Source organism: Gottfriedia sp. S16(2024) (assembly GCF_050473765.1).
Lineage (GTDB): Bacteria > Bacillota > Bacilli > Bacillales > Bacillaceae_G > Gottfriedia.
Genome location: NZ_JBFLUO010000001.1, coordinates 4,762,222 through 4,779,013 on the forward strand (window position 1 = coordinate 4,762,222; position 16,792 = coordinate 4,779,013).

Below are 16,792 nucleotides of genomic sequence, written 5' to 3' on the forward strand. Positions count from 1 at the left end.
TTTCAAGAATAGCTACAACTCATTGCTCATTACCTATAGCCAAATTACTTTCCCTGCTTACTTATAATGTGACCTTCTCTCCCGATTTTCATGTGTATAAAATTTATTAAAATAACAAATAAAAAGCTTGCAAAATCAAAAGAAGTGTGTTGGGCTTTTTAAAATAACGGTAATATTACTAGACCCCTGATTCTAAGCCCCTATCGCTTAATTTTTGCCTTTTAATACTCATCCTCACGGAAACCTAAATCTCTTAATTGAGACATACGATTACGCCAATCTTTTTGAACCTTAACCCATAACTCTAAGAATACTTTTGTATCAAGCAAGTTTTCTATATCTAAACGAGCACGCTTGCCAACCTCTTTTAACATGCTACCTTGCTTTCCGATAATAATACCTTTTTGGGAAGATCTTTCAACCACAATTGTTGCATTCACGTATATTGCATTTCCTTCTGGTCTTCTTTCAATTTGCTCAATAATAACAGCAATTGAATGTGGAACCTCTTCTCTAGTCAAATGCAATACTTTTTCTCTTATTAATTCTGAAATGATAAATCTTTCAGGATGATCTGTTACTTGATTTGCAGGGTAATATTGCGGACCTTCTGGTAAATAAGTTTTAATAACTTTTAATAAGCGATCGACATTATTCCCTTGTAATGCTGAGATTGGAACAATTTCAGCAAATTGGTATAAATCTTTGTATTTATTGATTAAATCAAATAACTGTTCAGGATGAATTGTATCAATTTTATTAATAACTAAAATAACTGGACTACGACTTCCTTGCAGCTTCTCAATAATGAATTCATCTCCACGACCAAATCCTTCATTGGCATTTACCATAAATAACGTAGCGTCAACATCCTTAATTGAGTCTTGAGCTACCTTTACCATAAAATCACCAAGTTTGTGTTTTGGTTTATGGATTCCTGGCGTATCGATAAAGACAATTTGTGCATCATCTTCCGTAAAAACGCCTTGAATTTTATTACGAGTTGTTTGAGGCTTATCACTCATTATAGCTATTTTTTGACCAATTACTCGATTTAGGAATGTACTTTTCCCTACATTTGGTCTACCTATAATTGAGACAAAACCTGATTTATAACTTTCTTTATTCATTCAAATCCTCCGATGTAAATGCTCCTGGCAATAATTCTTTTACTGATGTTTCTTGGATTGCTCCATTTAAGTTTGCTAAATATACGATTGTATCTGGACCACTAAGTTCAAATAAAACTTGACGGCATGCCCCGCAAGGCGCAACAGGTCCCTCGGTATCAGCGACTACTGCCACTGCTGTAAACTCCGTAATGCCTTCTGAATACGCTTTGAATAATGCAGTACGTTCTGCACAATTAGTTAGACCATATGATGCATTTTCTATATTACAACCACGAATAACTTGACCATCCTTAGTAAGTAATGCTGCACCAACTTGAAATTTCGAATATGGTACATATGCATTTACTCTAGCTTTTATCGCTTCATTTATAAGTTGTTGTTTATCCATTTATGTAGCCTCCTATTATAAGCCCGAACAAAAAAAGTGGGGTCTTATTAACGTAGTATAGTAAAATACGGAAAAAATAGCAAAGCACCTATAATGATTGAAACAATTGCAGCGACTAACACTGCACCAGCTGCCACATCCTTCGCTTTTTTTGCTAAAGGATGTTTATTAGGTGATGCTAAATCTACAACTGCTTCAATTGAAGAATTTACAAGCTCTAGCGAAATGACCATTGTAATAATAAGTAGAAGAATTAACCAATCTATTCGACTAATATGTAAATAAAATGCAAGGCCGATTGAAATAAGGGCTGCAAATAAATGGATTTTTATATTTCTTTCTTCTTTAATGACTTTAAAAATACCACTAAATGCAAAACCAAAAGATCTAAATAATGTCGCTCTTTTTTTAAAGTCTTTCAAGGCCATATTTTTCTAATATTTCCTTTTGTTTTGTAAACATCACTTTCTCATCGGCTTCATTCATATGATCATAACCTAGTAAATGTAAACATCCGTGCACTGCTAAAAAACCTAATTCACGGCGGAACGAATGACCATACTCCTCAGCTTGTCTCTTAGTAGTAGGAATTGAAATGACAATATCACCTAAAGTACGCGGTAAGTCCACACCAATGATTTCAATTTCTCCTTCCCCTAATTCTTCCATTGGAAATGAAATTACATCAGTAGCACGATCTTTCTCTCGATACTCTTTATTAATTTCATGAATTCTTTCATCATCTACAAATGAAACTGCAATTTCAACTTCACCAGTTACACCCTCATATTCAAGTGCACACTCTAGTAAACACTTTATATCAGATTGCTGTTCGTTAGTCACTTCATTTGTTTCGTCTATAAAATCTATTTCTAATTGAACCATTATTTCACCTTATCTTTCATCTGGATACTGTATTCTTGAATGGAAAGTTCCTTTTAAAGTCTCACACAATGATTTCTCAACAATATATAATTCTTTTAAATTTAATTCACACATTGCAAACTGACCATCATTCAAGCGATCATGCATAATCGAAGAAACTAATACCTCGATTTTTTCCATATCAGGGTCTTTTAACGAACGAACTGCCGCTTCAACACTATCAGCAATTCCTACAATTGCTGATTCCTTTGAATGAGCCTTTGGACCAGGATATCTAAAATCAATTTCTTTAACATCAGGATTCGTCTCTTTTTCTTTGTAATAAAAATACTTTAATAAAGTTGTACCATGATGCTCTGCTGCAATATCAATAATATCTTTTGGCAAATTATATTTTTTTAGTATTGTTACACCATCACTTACATGCCTTAAAATGATATCTTTACTTTGAATCGGTTTAATACGATCATGGGGATTATGACCACCCATTTGATTTTCTATAAAGAATCCTGGATTATTCGTTTTACCTATATCATGATAATATGCTCCAACTCTAGCTAACAAACCATTTGCACCGATCGCTTCACAAGCACCTTCAGCTAAATTTGCAACCATTATACTATGATGATATGTACCCGGAGCCTCTAATAAAATTTTTCTTAATAAAGGATGATTTGGACTACCCAACTCAACAAGTTTAAATGAGGACACCATCCCAAACGAATCTTCTACAAAAGGTAAAATCCCCATCGTAATGACACTTGATAAAACTCCAGAAGTAAGTCCCATTAATAAATAAATCCCAATTTCTACAGATGAATATTGACCATTCCGAATTAAAATCAAAGAAAACAGAGTAGCAATATTAACAAGCGAAATTAAAAATCCAGCATGGAGAATCATTGAACGCTTATTTTTAACCTCATTTAAAAATAAAACGGCGATTGAACTAAATAAAATATAGATTCCAGTCGAGTAATTAATTGCGCCATTTACATCTTCATTAAACATTAAACTACCGCAAATAGAGAAAATAATCGACGAAACCATTAAATATCGATTACCTAATAAAAACTTTATTAACAAAGTCCCAATCGCAACTGGAGCTACATATACAAGGCCAGAAAACTCAACTTTTTGAAACAAGCTTACAATTTTCAAAATTAAGATTGTAAAAATTACAATGCTATAGTATGTAACGATGTATATATTCCCTTTATCTTTTAAAGTTGCCGTTTGCTTCAATACGAAGTACGCCAATACTCCAATTAATAAAATTAATCCAATATACGGTTGAATCGACTGTTTGTTTTTTATTAAACCAACTAATTTTAATTGATCATATTTTTCCTTTGTAATTGTTTCTCCGGCTTTTACTAAGACTTGTCCTTGTAAAATATAGACACTATCTACACTTTCACTTTCTAGACGTCTTCTCTCTTTTGTCGCTTCGACATCATAAAAGTAGTTTGGAACAATAGCAAAATCGCCAATTGAGATCATCGCATCCTTTAGTGAAGGATTAACGCTTACATATGATAATTCATTTCGCAGCTTTCCACGAGATTCTTCGATTTGGCTCGTAGTAATTTCCTCAGACATAACATTATTAATAGCTGTATTTAACGAAGCTTTAGTAATATTTAACTGTTCATCTGACGATTTAACTAAAGTACTAAATACACTATCTTCTAAGTTTTTACGAATGTCGTCAGGCAGTTTTTTCTTTACATCACTTGTTTCTTTATCAATTAATGCTTGTCCTGTAGGATTATCACTCTTTGCATTTTTGTTTTTCACTTCTGTTACAATATCAAAAATTGAATTTACTATGTCAATACGCTTTTGTGTATAACTTTCCTCGTATTTATATACATCCTCAACTCTTGATTCAGCCTCTTGTCGCTTTTTAGCTGTAGCTCCTTTATCCTCAATCGTGATAGGTGAATAAATATTATCATCAGCAATTGATAATAGCTGAATGTCGTATTTTACCGGTCTAACATGACTAACTAAAAGAAGAAAACTTAATAAGCTGAATGCAATGGTACATAGTAATATGACAAGAGTTTGATTCTTAAAACGCTGAATTAAAGCTTGCAAACTATTCATTGTTTCCCCTTTCTAGAAATGCACCTCATCATAAAAATACGAAATGACCCTATCAATGTAGGGTCACTACGAATCATTCTTTTGCTAAATCATAAGCTTGAATAATCTTTTGTACAAGTGGGTGACGAACTACGTCAGTTTGTTCCAAGATCGTCATACCAATGCCCTCTACACCTTTAAGTGTATGTTGAGCTGATACTAAACCCGACTTTACTCCTTTAGGTAAATCAATTTGTGAAGGGTCACCTGTAATAACCATTTTAGAGCCAAATCCTAAACGGGTCAAAAACATCTTCATTTGAGCCATTGTCGTATTTTGAGCTTCATCCAAAATGACAAAGGCATCTTCTAAAGTACGTCCCCTCATATAAGCTAAAGGTGCAATTTCAATTGTTCCTCGTTCAATTAAACGCACAGTATGCTCTTGCCCTAAAACATCGTGTAGAGCATCATACAGTGGTCTTAAATATGGGTCAACCTTTTCCTTTAAATCTCCTGGTAAAAATCCTAAACTTTCTCCAGCTTCCACAGCAGGTCTTGTTAAAATAATTTTACTTACTTTATTATTTTTTAATGCTTGAACAGCCATGACAACTGCAAGATATGTTTTACCTGTACCAGCAGGTCCAATTCCAAATACTAAATCATTTGATTGAATTGCACGAAGATAATGTCTTTGTCCAAAAGTCTTAACTCGAATTGGTTTTCCTTTTGAATTCTTAATAATTTCTTCGTCATACAACCTAGCAAATGATGACAGCCTTCCTTCTTTAGCCATCTGAATTGAGTATGTAACATCCCTCGATGTAATACTCACTCCATTTCGAATAACCTCTAAAAGAGCTTGAATGATTTGCTCAACAGTTTTCACATCTTCATTCGTACCTGAAACTTGTACAGATTGACCACGTGACACAATCTTAACATCAAGCAAATTCTCAATTATTTCTAGATGCTTATCGTTTGTACCAAATAAGGCAATTGCTTCGTTTGGATCCTCTAGTTGTTGATTAATCGTTAGTAGTTGTTCTGGCATTACTTTAGTCCCCTTGAACAATAGTTTTCGTTTTTGTGATATCTTCTAAAACTTTATAATACATTCTTAAATTAACTTTACCATTGTCTATTGACTCGTGCAAAACTTTTTCTTGTAAAATCTTGGCATCCGGACTTAACTTTTTCATTAATTCCTTCTTCCCAATTTCTTTTCCAAGTTGTGCAGCCTGCACTTTAGAGTATGTTCTAACATATTTTTCACTTTCCAGAATTGTTTTTTTACTAAAAAAAATCGGCAATTTCCATTTTATAAATTTAAATTGATACGAACTACTTTCATCTTCAAAAGACTTATATTTATTCTTATCAAATCCCCAAAATTTTATTTTATTTTCCTTTGTTCCGATATAATAACTAGTTTTTCTTTCTCCTGTAAGCACCGTAAAAGGAGTATCTAAAGGGACACTAATAATTTCCTCTCGCCAAACTTCTCCCATGATTTTGCCAACAGCTGGTACTAAAATAGGATGTTCTTCCGTACCGATTATTCCAGATACTAATATTTGACCTTTTTTCACAAAATCATTCTTTACTACAAGAGGTTTCCCTTTTTCAACAAACATGCTTGAAATAACAGCTTCTTCACTTGCAATAATATGACGTGGACTTAATGCCTTCTCAGGTTTAGGTATGTGCTTTTCAACTACCTCAAAATGAAAGGTAGTCCCATTTAATTGTACACCAATCCAGGTTAATGTTGGATTCTCATCTTGTAGCTTTTTCTGGATCGTTTGCATTCTAGGTAAAGTAAATTGAGATGCGCCAGTCTTAACACCCATCGCAGTTAAATCTTTCCGAAGTTTATACTCAACTTCAGGTGAAGCACCTTTTATATCAATTCTCCAAACCATATTTGAAAGTAAAAACAAAACTAATAAAAAGCCAACAACACCCATAACAAATCCAAAATACTTCCAAGCTCGTCTAACTTCAAAAGGAAGCCCCTTCCGGCCAATAAAATATACTTTATATTCTTTTTTCCGAGGAATATTCTTGATCCGTTTATAATCTTTCAACTCAATTGTAAACGTAATCGAATTTGTTCCACTTTTCTTCACATCACGAAGTGGAATCCCCTTACGCATACACTCATTTAAAAAACGTTCTGGTCCAAGCCCAATCACTTTTACTTGAACCATCCCTGTAAGATTTGAAGTCCATTGGTTTTTCATCCTAATCCCCCATGTCATTAGACTGATCATGGTGTAAGTTCTAGATGCTATTCATTAATAAAATACACATGCTCAATTTCGCCTTCCAACAAAATCTCCTCAGGCAACATCGTCTTCAAAACAAAATCTTTCCCTTTAATCAACAACTGCCCCTGCTTCATTAACAAACGCAATTCATTGTCTGAGTACACAAGTAACCCTCTATGGTTTTCAATATAAATATGTAGTTGACCTAACATCGTAATACGTGGCAATTCCAATAGTACATCTGGTGGTAAGTCCATCTTACTTGACATCCATGTTTTTAAATTATGCGCTAATCTTTTCAAGATAGACTCCTCCCCCTTTCATATCATATTTATGATGATTTCTGAGAAGGTATGATATAAAAAGAAAAAGGCAATGGAAATTTAAGATGAATATTTGGATTTTATAAAAGTAGGGTTTATTGATTTTAAATTTTAGTGAGGAAATTGAGATTTATGGGTACTGGCGTCTAGATGGGGTGCGGATAACAAACCAAATGATTAAGAAGTTAATTTTTTAGTTATAGCATTGAAGTTACAGCCAAATCTTTTGATACAAAAATAAAACCGAGAACAAATACTATTCTCGGTTGAAATATTATATTTAAGTTTTTACATTCTTCTTTGGATTGTAACATCTTGATAAACATCTTGTTTTCCTTGTGAAGTAGTAACCCACCAAAGAACCCCTTGTGTGAGAAAGAATAGACTCCACATTACTACAAGACCTATTGAAGTTAGATCACTATTCCCATCACCGTAAATCCCTTTGACTGTAACATAGGTGATGAGTACACTTACTATAATACCTAACAACTTAATTGGTAACGGCCTTTTAGTCATAGATGTATCAATTTGTGGTGTATCATATGTTTCTGTTATGAATAGTTCTTTATTTGTTCTAGCATAATCATGAACCCCTTGTTTAATCTCATCTTGTAATCGTTCTTCGTCACCTATTGCCATCTCTTTCGTAATAAAGATTAATGTAAACGCGAATGGTACGACTATTATTAACCAACCTAAAGCAAATGCTATTCCACCTAAATCATTGTGTAAATCCCCGAACGGTGTCATTATTCCCATCTCTCCTTTACAAGTGGATGATAAACAAATGCATTGTTCATCTAAATTCATCATACCGAATAAAATTAATTCTATATGTGATATAAATCACACACTTAGTTAAATTTAGACTAAAAAATTAATATTTTTTCCATTAATTTACATTGCAAAAAAACGAGAGCAAATAGCTATTCTCGGTTGCGTTTTCTCCAAACTGGATTATGCAAATTTCAATTAAATTTACTTTCAAATCAAATTGGTTAAGTGCAGGATCTTAAACTAGTTCGGGTACACTAACTGGATATGTGTGGAGCGCAATTAAAGGATAAAGTTTACACCAAGACTGAAAATGGTGCAGATGTAGGCTGGTGGAGGAGAATACTTAACAGTTTTATAAGAAATTAAGTTTTTTTTAGTGAACGGTATTGTTATCGTAAAAAGTTAGCAAACTAATGTGATTTATTCGAGTGAAGCAATCATTTTTGAGGAGTTAATTGCAGTTTTGATTTTTTTATTTGCACTTCCAAGGAATTTAATTGCAGTTTCAATCATTTTATTTGCACACTCTTTAACAATCGCAATTCCATATACAGCCATTCATCCCAAAAACAAACAAAAAAAATAAACGTCTAAAAATAGACGTTTATTTTAACAGACTTGCTACAGCTTTATTCACAGAAGAGCCATCAGCTTGTCCTTTTACTTTAGGCATAACTGCACTCATAACTTTCCCCATGTCAGCTTTTGATGTAGCACCGACTTCTGAAATTGTAGCACGTACAATTTCAAGAAGTTCCTCTTCAGATAATTGTTGAGGCAAGTATTCGTTTAGAATCAGTAACTCTTGCTTTAATTTATCCACAAGGTCTTGACGACCAGCTTTTTCGAATTCCAGGAGGGAGTCTTTACGTTGTTTCACTTCACGAGTTAAAATTGTTAACTCTTGATCAGCTGACAATGTCACATTATTCCCTAAGCTAATTACTTCATTTTGTAATGACGCTTTCACCATTCGAATAACTGCTAACTTGTCTTTGTTTTTTTCCTTCATCGCTTGTTTCATATCTGAATTCAAACGTTCGAGAAGACTCATAGTAACACCCTCTCTTAGAATTTACGTTTTCTCGCTGCCTCTGATTTTTTCTTACGTTTTACACTTGGCTTTTCATAAAATTCGCGTTTTCTTGCTTCTTGTAGCGTACCAGTTTTAGAAACTGAACGTTTAAAACGACGAAGAGCATCTTCTAAAGATTCGTTTTTACGAACGACTGTTTTAGACATCTTACTTTTCCCTCCCTCCAAGCTACCACTTACAATCAATAAAACACTGTAAAAAAAGAAACCCTTTTCCACATGTCTTTTACGATTATAATACATAAACTATTGATAGGTCAACAGGTAAATGTCAAGTTTGAAACTTAACACCCTTTACCATTAAAAGGAATCAATAGCCTTCTGTCGCTACGTTTCCTTGGACAATCGTGATTCCATTACTTGTACCAATTCGAGTTGCCCCAGCTTTAACCATTTCATTTACACTTGCTAGATCGCGTACTCCTCCTGATGCTTTAACTCCAATATCAGGTCCAACTGTTTTTCTCATTAATGCTACATCCTCTACAGTTGCACCACCAGTTGAAAATCCTGTAGATGTTTTAACGAAATCTGCTCCGGCTTTTACAGAAAGCTTAGAAGCCATTTCTTTTTCTTCATTCGTTAACAGACTTGTTTCGATAATTACTTTTACTAACGCTTTATCTTTTGCTGCATTTACAACTGCTGCTATATCTTGTTCAACAGTATCATAGTCCTTATCTTTTAAAGCTCCGATATTAATCACCATATCTACTTCCCCGGCTCCATTTTCAATTGCATTCTTAGTTTCAAACGCTTTTGTTTCTTTTGTATTCGCGCCTAAAGGAAATCCAATAACAGTACAAACCAAAACTTCAGAGCCCTTTAACAAACTTGCACAATGACTGACCCAAGTTGGATTCACACAAACCGAAGCAAAATTATGTTCTTTTGCTTCTTGACATAATTTTTCAATTTGAGATTTAGTTGTTTCAGGTTTTAAAACTGTATGATCAATCAATTTATTGATATTAGTTGTCATTTTGTAGTGCTCCTAACTTTTGTTTTTTTCAAAATTACTCTTTTAAAGACACTGAAATATCAGCATTCATTATTATTTGTTTTTTAATTTTAATTATGTGAAACGATTTAATAACTATTAAAAAAAATTCAAAGCATCAAATTTAAATAGATGCATTTGAATTTTTTTCGACTGTTTTATGATTGTCTTTTACTTTAAGCATCATAAAGAATGATACTGTAATAAAGAAAAAACCATACAAGAACATGAATTTGAATCCAATTAGATCCATAATTGCACCTAAAAATGGGGGTGAAATAATATTGGCAATCGATGAGAATAAATAATATAAACCTGTGAAAGTTCCAATAAACCCAATCGGTGCCATCTCAGCTAAAAAAGGATATGAATTAATGTTCACTAATGCCCAAAAACATCCCATAACCAAAAAGACTATTCGAATGTATAATAAATCCTTTAAGAAAAATAAAACAATAAACCCAATCATGATTCCAAATATACCAATTAATATGCTACGTTTCTTACCAATTTTTGTTCCAATGAACCCAGCAGGAATTGCAAAGATTAAAAATGCTAATGAGATGAAAGCAAATGAAAATGCCGCTGCACTTACTTTTACCCCTAAATAAACTTCTCCATAACGTGTAAAAAAGGTCTCAATTCCATTAAATCCCGTGAACCAACTCAGAATTGCTAATAATAGAAATAATACACTTTTATTCTGAATGGCTGAACGGAAACCTTCTCTTAATTTCACCTTTTCTTCAGCTTGCTCATAATTTAGAACATCTCTTCTTTCTCTAATAAAGAAAAAAAGAATTAGAAAACTAACTAACATTAAAAATCCTGCTAAGTAAAAAGGAAATCCTTTATTTAGATCCCACAAAATTGAACCAATAAAGAATGCAATTAAGGCACCAATTCCACCCATAAAATTAATGACGCTATTCGCTTTACTTCTTTGTTCAACTATTGTTAAATCAGGCATAAGTGCTATAACTGGAGAACGGAAAATACTCATACTTAAATTCATAAACACAATAAAAAAGATTAACATAAAAAGTGTTTTATGCACTGGAATTAACAAGGTAAATATTGCTGCAAGAGGCATACCGATCATTAGAAATGGCATTCTTCTACCAAATCGTGTATCCAAACGATCACTATACATTCCAACGGCAGGTTGTAAAAATAATGCAAAATAATTATCAAACGTCATAATAAATCCGATTAAAGCAGATGACTTTATATAATCACTTAAAAGTTTTGGCATAAAAGCATTATAGACGGACCAAGTAAGACTGATTGCAAAAAATCCAAATCCTAAGAGCATAATTTTTTTGTAATTTAGTTTAGTCATTTGAATTTCTCTTTTCTTTTATCTGTCTTAAAACATTTTCTAATTGAGTTCGATCCAATGACACAATCATTCCCCCTTATTTTCAGTATAGTAGGCCATCCAATCAAATATTTACCCTTTTTTCAATTTTAATAAAATATTAATTTTTTAGTAAAAGTTCATTAAAATAGGCTGTTTCATAAATAAAAGGTGTTTAAAACCGACAAAAAAACCTAGCGTAAACACTAGGCATTTTCCTTAATCATTTTAATTATATAAAACGTACAACCAGCAATAATGCCGTAACAACCACCAATTAAAAAAGATAATAAGTAATATTCCTCCAAGATAACTCTTTTACTTTCTGCTTACATTCTTTCTTCTAAGGCTTTCGCGGTATTACTTGTTACTACTTCCTTCTCATCCTTCAACGTACCAAAGATCCCATCAAAAATAGGTGTTGATACGCCATACCAAAAGTTTTCATTTTTAAAATGATGCAAGATATGTAGCTTTTTAATCTGTCGGCCAACTTTCGTTATTGGTTTAATTGGCCTGTGAGCTACATAATGCTTCCATTCGTACACTAGTAACATTAAAACTAAACCTGAGCCAAATGCGATCGTTTGAATTAGATTTCTAGATATCAAAAAATAAATGATACAAAGTGACCCTAAATTCGGAATGCTGTACCATATCGGTAAAAATAACAATTTCAAATCATCTGGATACGTATGATGATCATAATGAATTCTTTTCATAAATTTAAGAAATAGTTTATTTTTTGGTGCCTTAATGTGGAAAATAAAACGATGAGTTACATACTCACTAAACATAAAAAAGATTATTCCTATAATGAAAATTAAGACAGTAAACCAAGAAAAATGAAATCCTATACTATAAATAATCCCAATTAAAAAAAGTACCCCCATCACAATAATATCGAAATGAAGAAAAAATTCTCGATATAGTCCCTTCATAAATTCCCCCCTTATCCATACCTAAATTATCTTAATATCAAATTTATATTTCAATATTATTTATGAAATTCCTTTTTAGGGCTATTAGCGCTGATTATTAATTTTGAATAAAGCACTGGTCGGTGAAGATAATAAAAATGATAACCAAAAATACGTAAAAGGGAGATCTTTATGGAAAAAAGGAGATATTATGTATCTGTTCAAGCAAAAACAATTGTTCCGAATCAAGGGGACGCACCTTATGAGCTAGAAATCGATGCTACAATTGATGAAAAACATAGACTCGAAAGAATTTTTCGTGAGATAGACAATTACGATGAGGCTACTGGGGTTCAAGCAGCATTTTTACCTTCATTTACAAGTAGTAGCCAAGAAAAAAGTCTAGAATTATACAATGGGTATGACTATTTTTTAAAACAAGCCTATGCAATGATTTATGAATTAGGTACTGAAGAAACTCGTGCTCATATAAGCCAGATGAAAATTTTAAAATAAAAAAGAAAGCTCAAATTGAGCTTTCTTTTTTATACATCAATTACTTTAGTTTTAGCAATTAAATCATGTAGTGTTCTGCGATCTGCAGAAAAAATGAAAAATGGATCAACAAATGCAACAAAACCTACAACTAACGAAAAATATGGTATTTTAATGTATCCTAAAACGAAAAAAATTTCTCTTATAAACATCGTCTTTAAATTTACTTCCTGATCATCGTTCTTAACGATTGCAATATTTAACCAACGCTTTCCTAATGTTTGCCCTTTCCAAACAAATGTAGGGATTAAAATATAAAATATAATGACACTAATAATGGATAGTAGAGAAGTCCAAATATCAAATTTGTCTACTCTAGTAGGATCAAAAAATGTTGAAAACTTTGTCATTCCAGTAACAATAGAAATAGCAAAAATAAAAAGAAAACTTATAAATCCATCAACCAATATTGCTAATAACCTACTTGATCTACTTGCTAATTTAGAATATGATTCCAATAAAATCTCCACCTTTAGTTTCTAAGCCGTCCTTAACGACAGTTTAAATTATACAGAATTTTTTAGTAGAAAAATATAAAAAGCCTGATAGAAAGTACTCTAATCAGGCTAAAAATCAATTAACTTTTTTATGTAGATTTAATTATACTCCAGGAGCATCGACTAGTGTCCAAGTAACAATTGCTTCATGATTACCTACTGTTGCTGTACCACCAGGAATTTTTAAAGTAACATTATTATTTACTGCACCATCATTAACATCTGGATTTGGGCCTAACCATCTAGTTAACCAAGTACCAAGTCCCGTACCTGCTTCAGCAGTAACAACTGATGATTCAGTTAATCCATCTGTATTTAATGTAATCGTTTGAGCAGGCGTTGGGCCAGTTCCACTTCCTGGTGTTACAACTGATCCATTTTTAAATGTAAGAACCGCTCCAGGTAGTGATTCACTTGCACCGTTTGTAAATTTACTAGCTTTAGCTGTCACTTCCCACCCTGCACCAGTACCTCGTCGATCAGAAACTTGGATAAAAGGCTTTTTAGATGTAGAAGAATAAACCTGATCACTACTTGAAACTTCTTTCGAACCAAATTGAACTGAAGAAACAAAGTCCAATGTTAACGAACCTGTCTCACCTGTAGGAGGATCTGTTGGATCAGTAGGTCCAATTGGCTCTAATGGAGTTGCTGGGTCAGTTGGATCTACTGGAGTTACTGGACCAGAACCTTCTGTAAAATTAATAGCTGCTTTTGAATTTGCTTGAGACGCGACAGCTGCAAAGGAAGTGTTTGCCGCTCCTACGAGTGTTGAAAAACTTACTACACCAATTGCTACAATTTTTGAAACCTTCATTTAATCAAAACCCCTTAAATAAAATTCTTCATTAAAGATATTTCAAAAAAGAACTAAACATCTATCTTGAAGTTAAGGCCAATTATAGTAAAGAAAAATACCATTGTCTGTGAATAACTTGTGAAAACGTTCACTTAAATTTTACTTTTAATTAAACAAATCCCCTAAATATAAGAAATTTAATAGAGTCAAAAATGTTTTTCACGTGAAACATTTCACGTAAACTTATAAATTCTACTTCGAAAGTTCCAATTTTCCGATTAAAATTCACAACAAAAAGAGAAGCCCACTTAAATATAAGTAAACTTCTAAGTTAAAATTCAATTGAAAAATTACTAAAATTAGCTCTTTTCTACTAGCCCTATATATTTGATACTCTTAAGCTTTTCCTACTTGCTTATAAGTGTTATTTCCCATTCGATCCCGGTATCAATTCCGTATTCATCAGTAAACGAACCTTGATTTACAGCAACTGCCATTTGATCCAGACTGTTTGCATATAAAATTGGTTCTCCAATTGCTACATCAGCAAATGATTTTCCATATTTTACGGCTTCTTTGTATACTTTTCTTCCTTGGTGTGTAATTAGTACTTCGGCAAAGTCCCCATGAGAAACGCCTTGTTTGAGAAAATCTGCTCGACCAATATTCGTCCAAATACTACCATAACGAACATCAAGTATATCAATTGTTCCTGTTATCGAATTGTTTTCACTATGGCATTCTTTAATAGGTAATTGTATGTATGAATTTGAATCTACTTCTGGACCAATATTTTCGAAGTCGATTATTCCAGAAGCTAATCTTGCACCTGTATAAGCAAATATATCTCTTCCATGGAAAGTATAAGATTCACTTGAATTTGGAAGTCTATTAATTTCTTCGTCAATGACTCTTAATTGGTTGATCCCATATATTTTGCCAACATGTGTTAATGTTCCGTTATCAGGTGTAATAATGAAGTGATTCGTATTTGTGCGAGCCACTATGCTTCTACGATCTGACCCTACACCTGGGTCTACAACTGAAACAAATACTGTTCCAACTGGCCAGTAATTCATTGTTTGTACAAGTCTATATGAAGCTTCCCAAATATTGTATTGAGGTATATCATGGGTCAAGTCGTAAATCTTTATATCTTGATTTACATTACAAGAAACACCATACATAGCGCTAACTGCTCCATCTAGTAATCCAAAATCTGACTGAAACACTAATGCATTTCCCATTTAAGCACCCCTAATTATTTGAATATTTAAAATTAAATATAAATTCAATCTATTATTTAGTCAATGATATTATTCGTATTTAATTAATGAATTTAATTATACGGTTGAATTTATTCATTCATATGGTTCGAATTGTATAGTTTTAGTAAATATTAATTCCTTTATCCTTAATATTCGTTTCAACGTTTCCCTTAAACTTCAAAATAAAAAAGATATAGTCGTTAGATCCTATATCTATTAATAACATTAGCATGTAAATGTTATAAGTATATAGTTTTGGAATGCTGGTACATTAACATTTTTTACTACTATTAATGTCCCCTAGATTTGTATAATGATGTATTCTAAATTAAATAACTAGGAGACAATTTGGGGAACTTTTTAATTTAAGTGGACTGATGTTATTAAAAAATTATGTAAAGACTTCTATATTAATAGGAGTCTTCCTTATAAATGATCGAGCTCATATTAGTGGTCTATTTTTTCTAGGAAAAAATTATTCCTTTGATATTGGATTTATAGGTATACAACATTTTTATCTACGGGTGTTATTTAGTTATCAAACAATAACAACTAAAGCACTAAAAACAAATTGTTAAGCACAGGAAAATAGTACTTATTATTTTGTTTAACGGAACACTCCTAAACTTTAGTAATGGTTTATTTCACTTCAAAAAGGTTATTTAGTCCTCTATAACGAATATTTATTATGTGGCGAAATATAGGGAGGCTATCTATTGTACACGTTTATTGAATTTTTATGTCTTATTGGAATCCTATTTTTTATTATTTTGGGGATGATCTCTTTCTTTAAAATGAACGGAAAGGCTTTAAAGAATTTTATTATTACTGGGGCCTTATTTGTTATATTTATTTTTACCTCCTTTACAGATCCTTCAAATGAAGCAGAATATAATGAAGCAACAGAAAAAGACATAAGTACTAAACCAACCAAGATAGTTAATAAAACTGAACACTCTAAACTAGAAACTAGTCAAAAAGAAAAAACAAAATTATCTATACCTAAAAACAGTGATAACTTAAAAAAATCCTGTAAAATATGTAAACCGAAATCTGAAAAAAAATCTATCATAGAACCTAAAAAAGTGAAAATAGAAAAAGGAACATTTAGAATTGTTTTTATGGTATACGGGTTAATGTGATGCTCTAATATGTAATTGGGGGCTATATAGGTGGTTTTAGTTACCTCCCATATAGCCCCCATATTTTATAGGTTTTTTACATTTAAAAATAGGTGAATTATTTTGGAGTGAAGAGTTGAATTAATTCTGCGCAGCTAATTTTCCTTAGTAGATCGAAACTTGCCCAGCTACAAACACGATCCTCCCAAGCTACTAAGCAATGATTATCTTTAGTTTCCATAACCGTTCCCACAGCACCATCTAAGCTAAACATAACATAGTTGCCTATCGAGAACATTTC

General features: G+C 32.4%; 21 protein-coding genes. 2 read left to right on the forward strand and 19 right to left on the reverse strand.

The genetic code is table 11. From position 1 onward, the window contains the following. Nucleotides 1-221: 221 nt before the first annotated feature. The 15 genes from era to AB1282_RS23095 form a co-directional block, all read right to left on the reverse strand. Nucleotides 222-1,130 carry a GTPase Era gene (gene era, locus AB1282_RS23025; protein WP_056474939.1) on the reverse strand — a complete coding sequence of 303 codons (909 nt, stop codon included), beginning with the start codon at nt 1,128-1,130 and terminating at the stop codon, nt 222-224. Then, the gene (locus AB1282_RS23030) at nt 1,123-1,521 is read right to left on the reverse strand and encodes a cytidine deaminase (protein ID WP_025671606.1); all 399 of its coding nucleotides are present in this window, start codon (nt 1,519-1,521) and stop codon (nt 1,123-1,125) included. Before AB1282_RS23030 ends, era begins: the two co-directional genes overlap by 8 nt. Before the next feature lie 47 nt (nt 1,522-1,568). Next, complete coding sequence (locus AB1282_RS23035) at nt 1,569-1,949, reverse strand: diacylglycerol kinase family protein (protein WP_056474936.1); 381 nt, start codon at nt 1,947-1,949, stop codon at nt 1,569-1,571. Next, complete coding sequence (ybeY, locus tag AB1282_RS23040; protein WP_429900535.1) at nt 1,930-2,406, reverse strand: rRNA maturation RNase YbeY; 477 nt, start codon at nt 2,404-2,406, stop codon at nt 1,930-1,932. The genes AB1282_RS23035 and ybeY overlap by 20 nt, the downstream gene beginning before the upstream one ends. A gap of 9 nt (nt 2,407-2,415) precedes the next feature. After that, the gene (locus tag AB1282_RS23045; protein WP_429900537.1) at nt 2,416-4,518 is read right to left on the reverse strand and encodes an HD family phosphohydrolase; all 2,103 of its coding nucleotides are present in this window, start codon (nt 4,516-4,518) and stop codon (nt 2,416-2,418) included. A gap of 73 nt (nt 4,519-4,591) precedes the next feature. Continuing rightward, nucleotides 4,592-5,554 carry a PhoH family protein gene (locus AB1282_RS23050; protein WP_056474929.1) on the reverse strand — a complete coding sequence of 321 codons (963 nt, stop codon included), beginning with the start codon at nt 5,552-5,554 and terminating at the stop codon, nt 4,592-4,594. Nucleotides 5,555-5,558: 4 nt separating this feature from the next. Beyond that, nucleotides 5,559-6,746 (reverse strand): sporulation protein YqfD, encoded by a 1,188-nt coding sequence (gene yqfD / locus AB1282_RS23055; RefSeq protein ID WP_056474926.1) that lies wholly within the window; start codon nt 6,744-6,746, stop codon nt 5,559-5,561. Between the two features lie 47 nt (nt 6,747-6,793). Continuing rightward, nucleotides 6,794-7,042, reverse strand: a complete 249-nt coding sequence (yqfC, locus tag AB1282_RS23060) for a sporulation protein YqfC (protein ID WP_088011443.1) — start codon at nt 7,040-7,042, stop codon at nt 6,794-6,796. Nucleotides 7,043-7,384: 342 nt separating this feature from the next. Further along, entirely contained in the window at nt 7,385-7,849 is a 465-nt protein-coding gene (locus AB1282_RS23065) for a hypothetical protein (protein WP_056474921.1), read from the reverse strand. Between the two features lie 447 nt (nt 7,850-8,296). Then, the gene (locus AB1282_RS23070) at nt 8,297-8,434 is read right to left on the reverse strand and encodes a hypothetical protein (RefSeq protein ID WP_429900539.1); all 138 of its coding nucleotides are present in this window, start codon (nt 8,432-8,434) and stop codon (nt 8,297-8,299) included. Between the two features lie 46 nt (nt 8,435-8,480). After that, a complete protein-coding gene (locus tag AB1282_RS23075; RefSeq protein WP_056474918.1) occupies nt 8,481-8,930 on the reverse strand; it encodes a GatB/YqeY domain-containing protein in 450 nt (149 codons plus the stop codon). Nucleotides 8,931-8,944: 14 nt separating this feature from the next. Next, nucleotides 8,945-9,118, reverse strand: a complete 174-nt coding sequence (rpsU, locus tag AB1282_RS23080) for a 30S ribosomal protein S21 (RefSeq protein ID WP_003152957.1) — start codon at nt 9,116-9,118, stop codon at nt 8,945-8,947. 163 nt (nt 9,119-9,281) lie between these two features. Continuing rightward, nucleotides 9,282-9,953, reverse strand: coding sequence for a deoxyribose-phosphate aldolase (deoC, locus tag AB1282_RS23085; RefSeq protein ID WP_056474917.1), 672 nt, complete (start codon nt 9,951-9,953; stop codon nt 9,282-9,284). 142 nt (nt 9,954-10,095) lie between these two features. Beyond that, a complete protein-coding gene (locus tag AB1282_RS23090) occupies nt 10,096-11,313 on the reverse strand; it encodes an SLC45 family MFS transporter (protein WP_429900541.1) in 1,218 nt (405 codons plus the stop codon). A 347-nt stretch (nt 11,314-11,660) separates the two neighbouring features. Further along, entirely contained in the window at nt 11,661-12,272 is a 612-nt protein-coding gene (locus tag AB1282_RS23095) for a sterol desaturase family protein (protein WP_390311254.1), read from the reverse strand. 171 nt (nt 12,273-12,443) lie between these two features. On the opposite strand from AB1282_RS23095, the gene AB1282_RS23100 reads away from it, so the two are divergent. Then, nucleotides 12,444-12,767 (forward strand): hypothetical protein, encoded by a 324-nt coding sequence (locus AB1282_RS23100; protein WP_429900543.1) that lies wholly within the window; start codon nt 12,444-12,446, stop codon nt 12,765-12,767. 29 nt (nt 12,768-12,796) lie between these two features. Here the strand turns inward: AB1282_RS23100 and AB1282_RS23105 are convergent, their stop codons facing one another. The 3 genes from AB1282_RS23105 to AB1282_RS23115 all read right to left on the reverse strand — a co-directional run bounded on the left by AB1282_RS23105 (nt 12,797) and on the right by AB1282_RS23115 (nt 15,349). After that, nucleotides 12,797-13,264: an RDD family protein gene (locus AB1282_RS23105; RefSeq protein ID WP_429900545.1), complete on the reverse strand. Its 468-nt coding sequence runs from the start codon at nt 13,262-13,264 to the stop codon at nt 12,797-12,799. A gap of 142 nt (nt 13,265-13,406) precedes the next feature. Then, nucleotides 13,407-14,120, reverse strand: coding sequence for a WxL domain-containing protein (locus AB1282_RS23110; protein WP_056474909.1), 714 nt, complete (start codon nt 14,118-14,120; stop codon nt 13,407-13,409). A 389-nt stretch (nt 14,121-14,509) separates the two neighbouring features. Further along, a complete protein-coding gene (locus tag AB1282_RS23115; RefSeq protein WP_429900546.1) occupies nt 14,510-15,349 on the reverse strand; it encodes an SAM hydrolase/SAM-dependent halogenase family protein in 840 nt (279 codons plus the stop codon). A gap of 737 nt (nt 15,350-16,086) precedes the next feature. Here AB1282_RS23115 and AB1282_RS23120 point away from each other — a divergent pair. Continuing rightward, on the forward strand, nt 16,087-16,512 hold the full coding sequence (locus AB1282_RS23120) for a hypothetical protein (protein WP_056474903.1): 426 nt from the start codon (nt 16,087-16,089) through the stop codon (nt 16,510-16,512). Between the two features lie 97 nt (nt 16,513-16,609). Here the strand turns inward: AB1282_RS23120 and AB1282_RS23125 are convergent, their stop codons facing one another. Beyond that, nucleotides 16,610-16,789 (reverse strand): hypothetical protein, encoded by a 180-nt coding sequence (locus AB1282_RS23125; RefSeq protein WP_025568179.1) that lies wholly within the window; start codon nt 16,787-16,789, stop codon nt 16,610-16,612. Nucleotides 16,790-16,792 lie beyond the last annotated feature (3 nt).

Coding starts and splice junctions, on each gene's coding strand:
- ybeY (WP_429900535.1), bottom strand. CDS start 2,406: ATGGTTCAATTAGAAATAGATTTTATAGACGAAACAAATGAAGTGACT.
- yqfD (WP_056474926.1), bottom strand. CDS start 6,746: ATGAAAAACCAATGGACTTCAAATCTTACAGGGATGGTTCAAGTAAAA.
- AB1282_RS23035 (WP_056474936.1), bottom strand. CDS start 1,949: ATGGCCTTGAAAGACTTTAAAAAAAGAGCGACATTATTTAGATCTTTT.
- AB1282_RS23065 (WP_056474921.1), bottom strand. CDS start 7,849: ATGACACCGTTCGGGGATTTACACAATGATTTAGGTGGAATAGCATTT.
- AB1282_RS23125 (WP_025568179.1), bottom strand. CDS start 16,789: ATGTTCTCGATAGGCAACTATGTTATGTTTAGCTTAGATGGTGCTGTG.
- AB1282_RS23070 (WP_429900539.1), bottom strand. CDS start 8,434: ATGGCTGTATATGGAATTGCGATTGTTAAAGAGTGTGCAAATAAAATG.
- AB1282_RS23045 (WP_429900537.1), bottom strand. CDS start 4,518: ATGAATAGTTTGCAAGCTTTAATTCAGCGTTTTAAGAATCAAACTCTT.
- yqfC (WP_088011443.1), bottom strand. CDS start 7,042: ATGTCAAGTAAGATGGACTTACCACCAGATGTACTATTGGAATTGCCA.
- AB1282_RS23110 (WP_056474909.1), bottom strand. CDS start 14,120: ATGAAGGTTTCAAAAATTGTAGCAATTGGTGTAGTAAGTTTTTCAACA.
- AB1282_RS23090 (WP_429900541.1), bottom strand. CDS start 11,313: ATGACTAAACTAAATTACAAAAAAATTATGCTCTTAGGATTTGGATTT.
- AB1282_RS23115 (WP_429900546.1), bottom strand. CDS start 15,349: ATGGGAAATGCATTAGTGTTTCAGTCAGATTTTGGATTACTAGATGGA.
- AB1282_RS23100 (WP_429900543.1), top strand. CDS start 12,444: ATGGAAAAAAGGAGATATTATGTATCTGTTCAAGCAAAAACAATTGTT.
- rpsU (WP_003152957.1), bottom strand. CDS start 9,118: ATGTCTAAAACAGTCGTTCGTAAAAACGAATCTTTAGAAGATGCTCTT.
- AB1282_RS23050 (WP_056474929.1), bottom strand. CDS start 5,554: ATGCCAGAACAACTACTAACGATTAATCAACAACTAGAGGATCCAAAC.
- deoC (WP_056474917.1), bottom strand. CDS start 9,953: ATGACAACTAATATCAATAAATTGATTGATCATACAGTTTTAAAACCT.
- AB1282_RS23030 (WP_025671606.1), bottom strand. CDS start 1,521: ATGGATAAACAACAACTTATAAATGAAGCGATAAAAGCTAGAGTAAAT.
- AB1282_RS23095 (WP_390311254.1), bottom strand. CDS start 12,272: ATGAAGGGACTATATCGAGAATTTTTTCTTCATTTCGATATTATTGTG.
- era (WP_056474939.1), bottom strand. CDS start 1,130: ATGAATAAAGAAAGTTATAAATCAGGTTTTGTCTCAATTATAGGTAGA.
- AB1282_RS23075 (WP_056474918.1), bottom strand. CDS start 8,930: ATGAGTCTTCTCGAACGTTTGAATTCAGATATGAAACAAGCGATGAAG.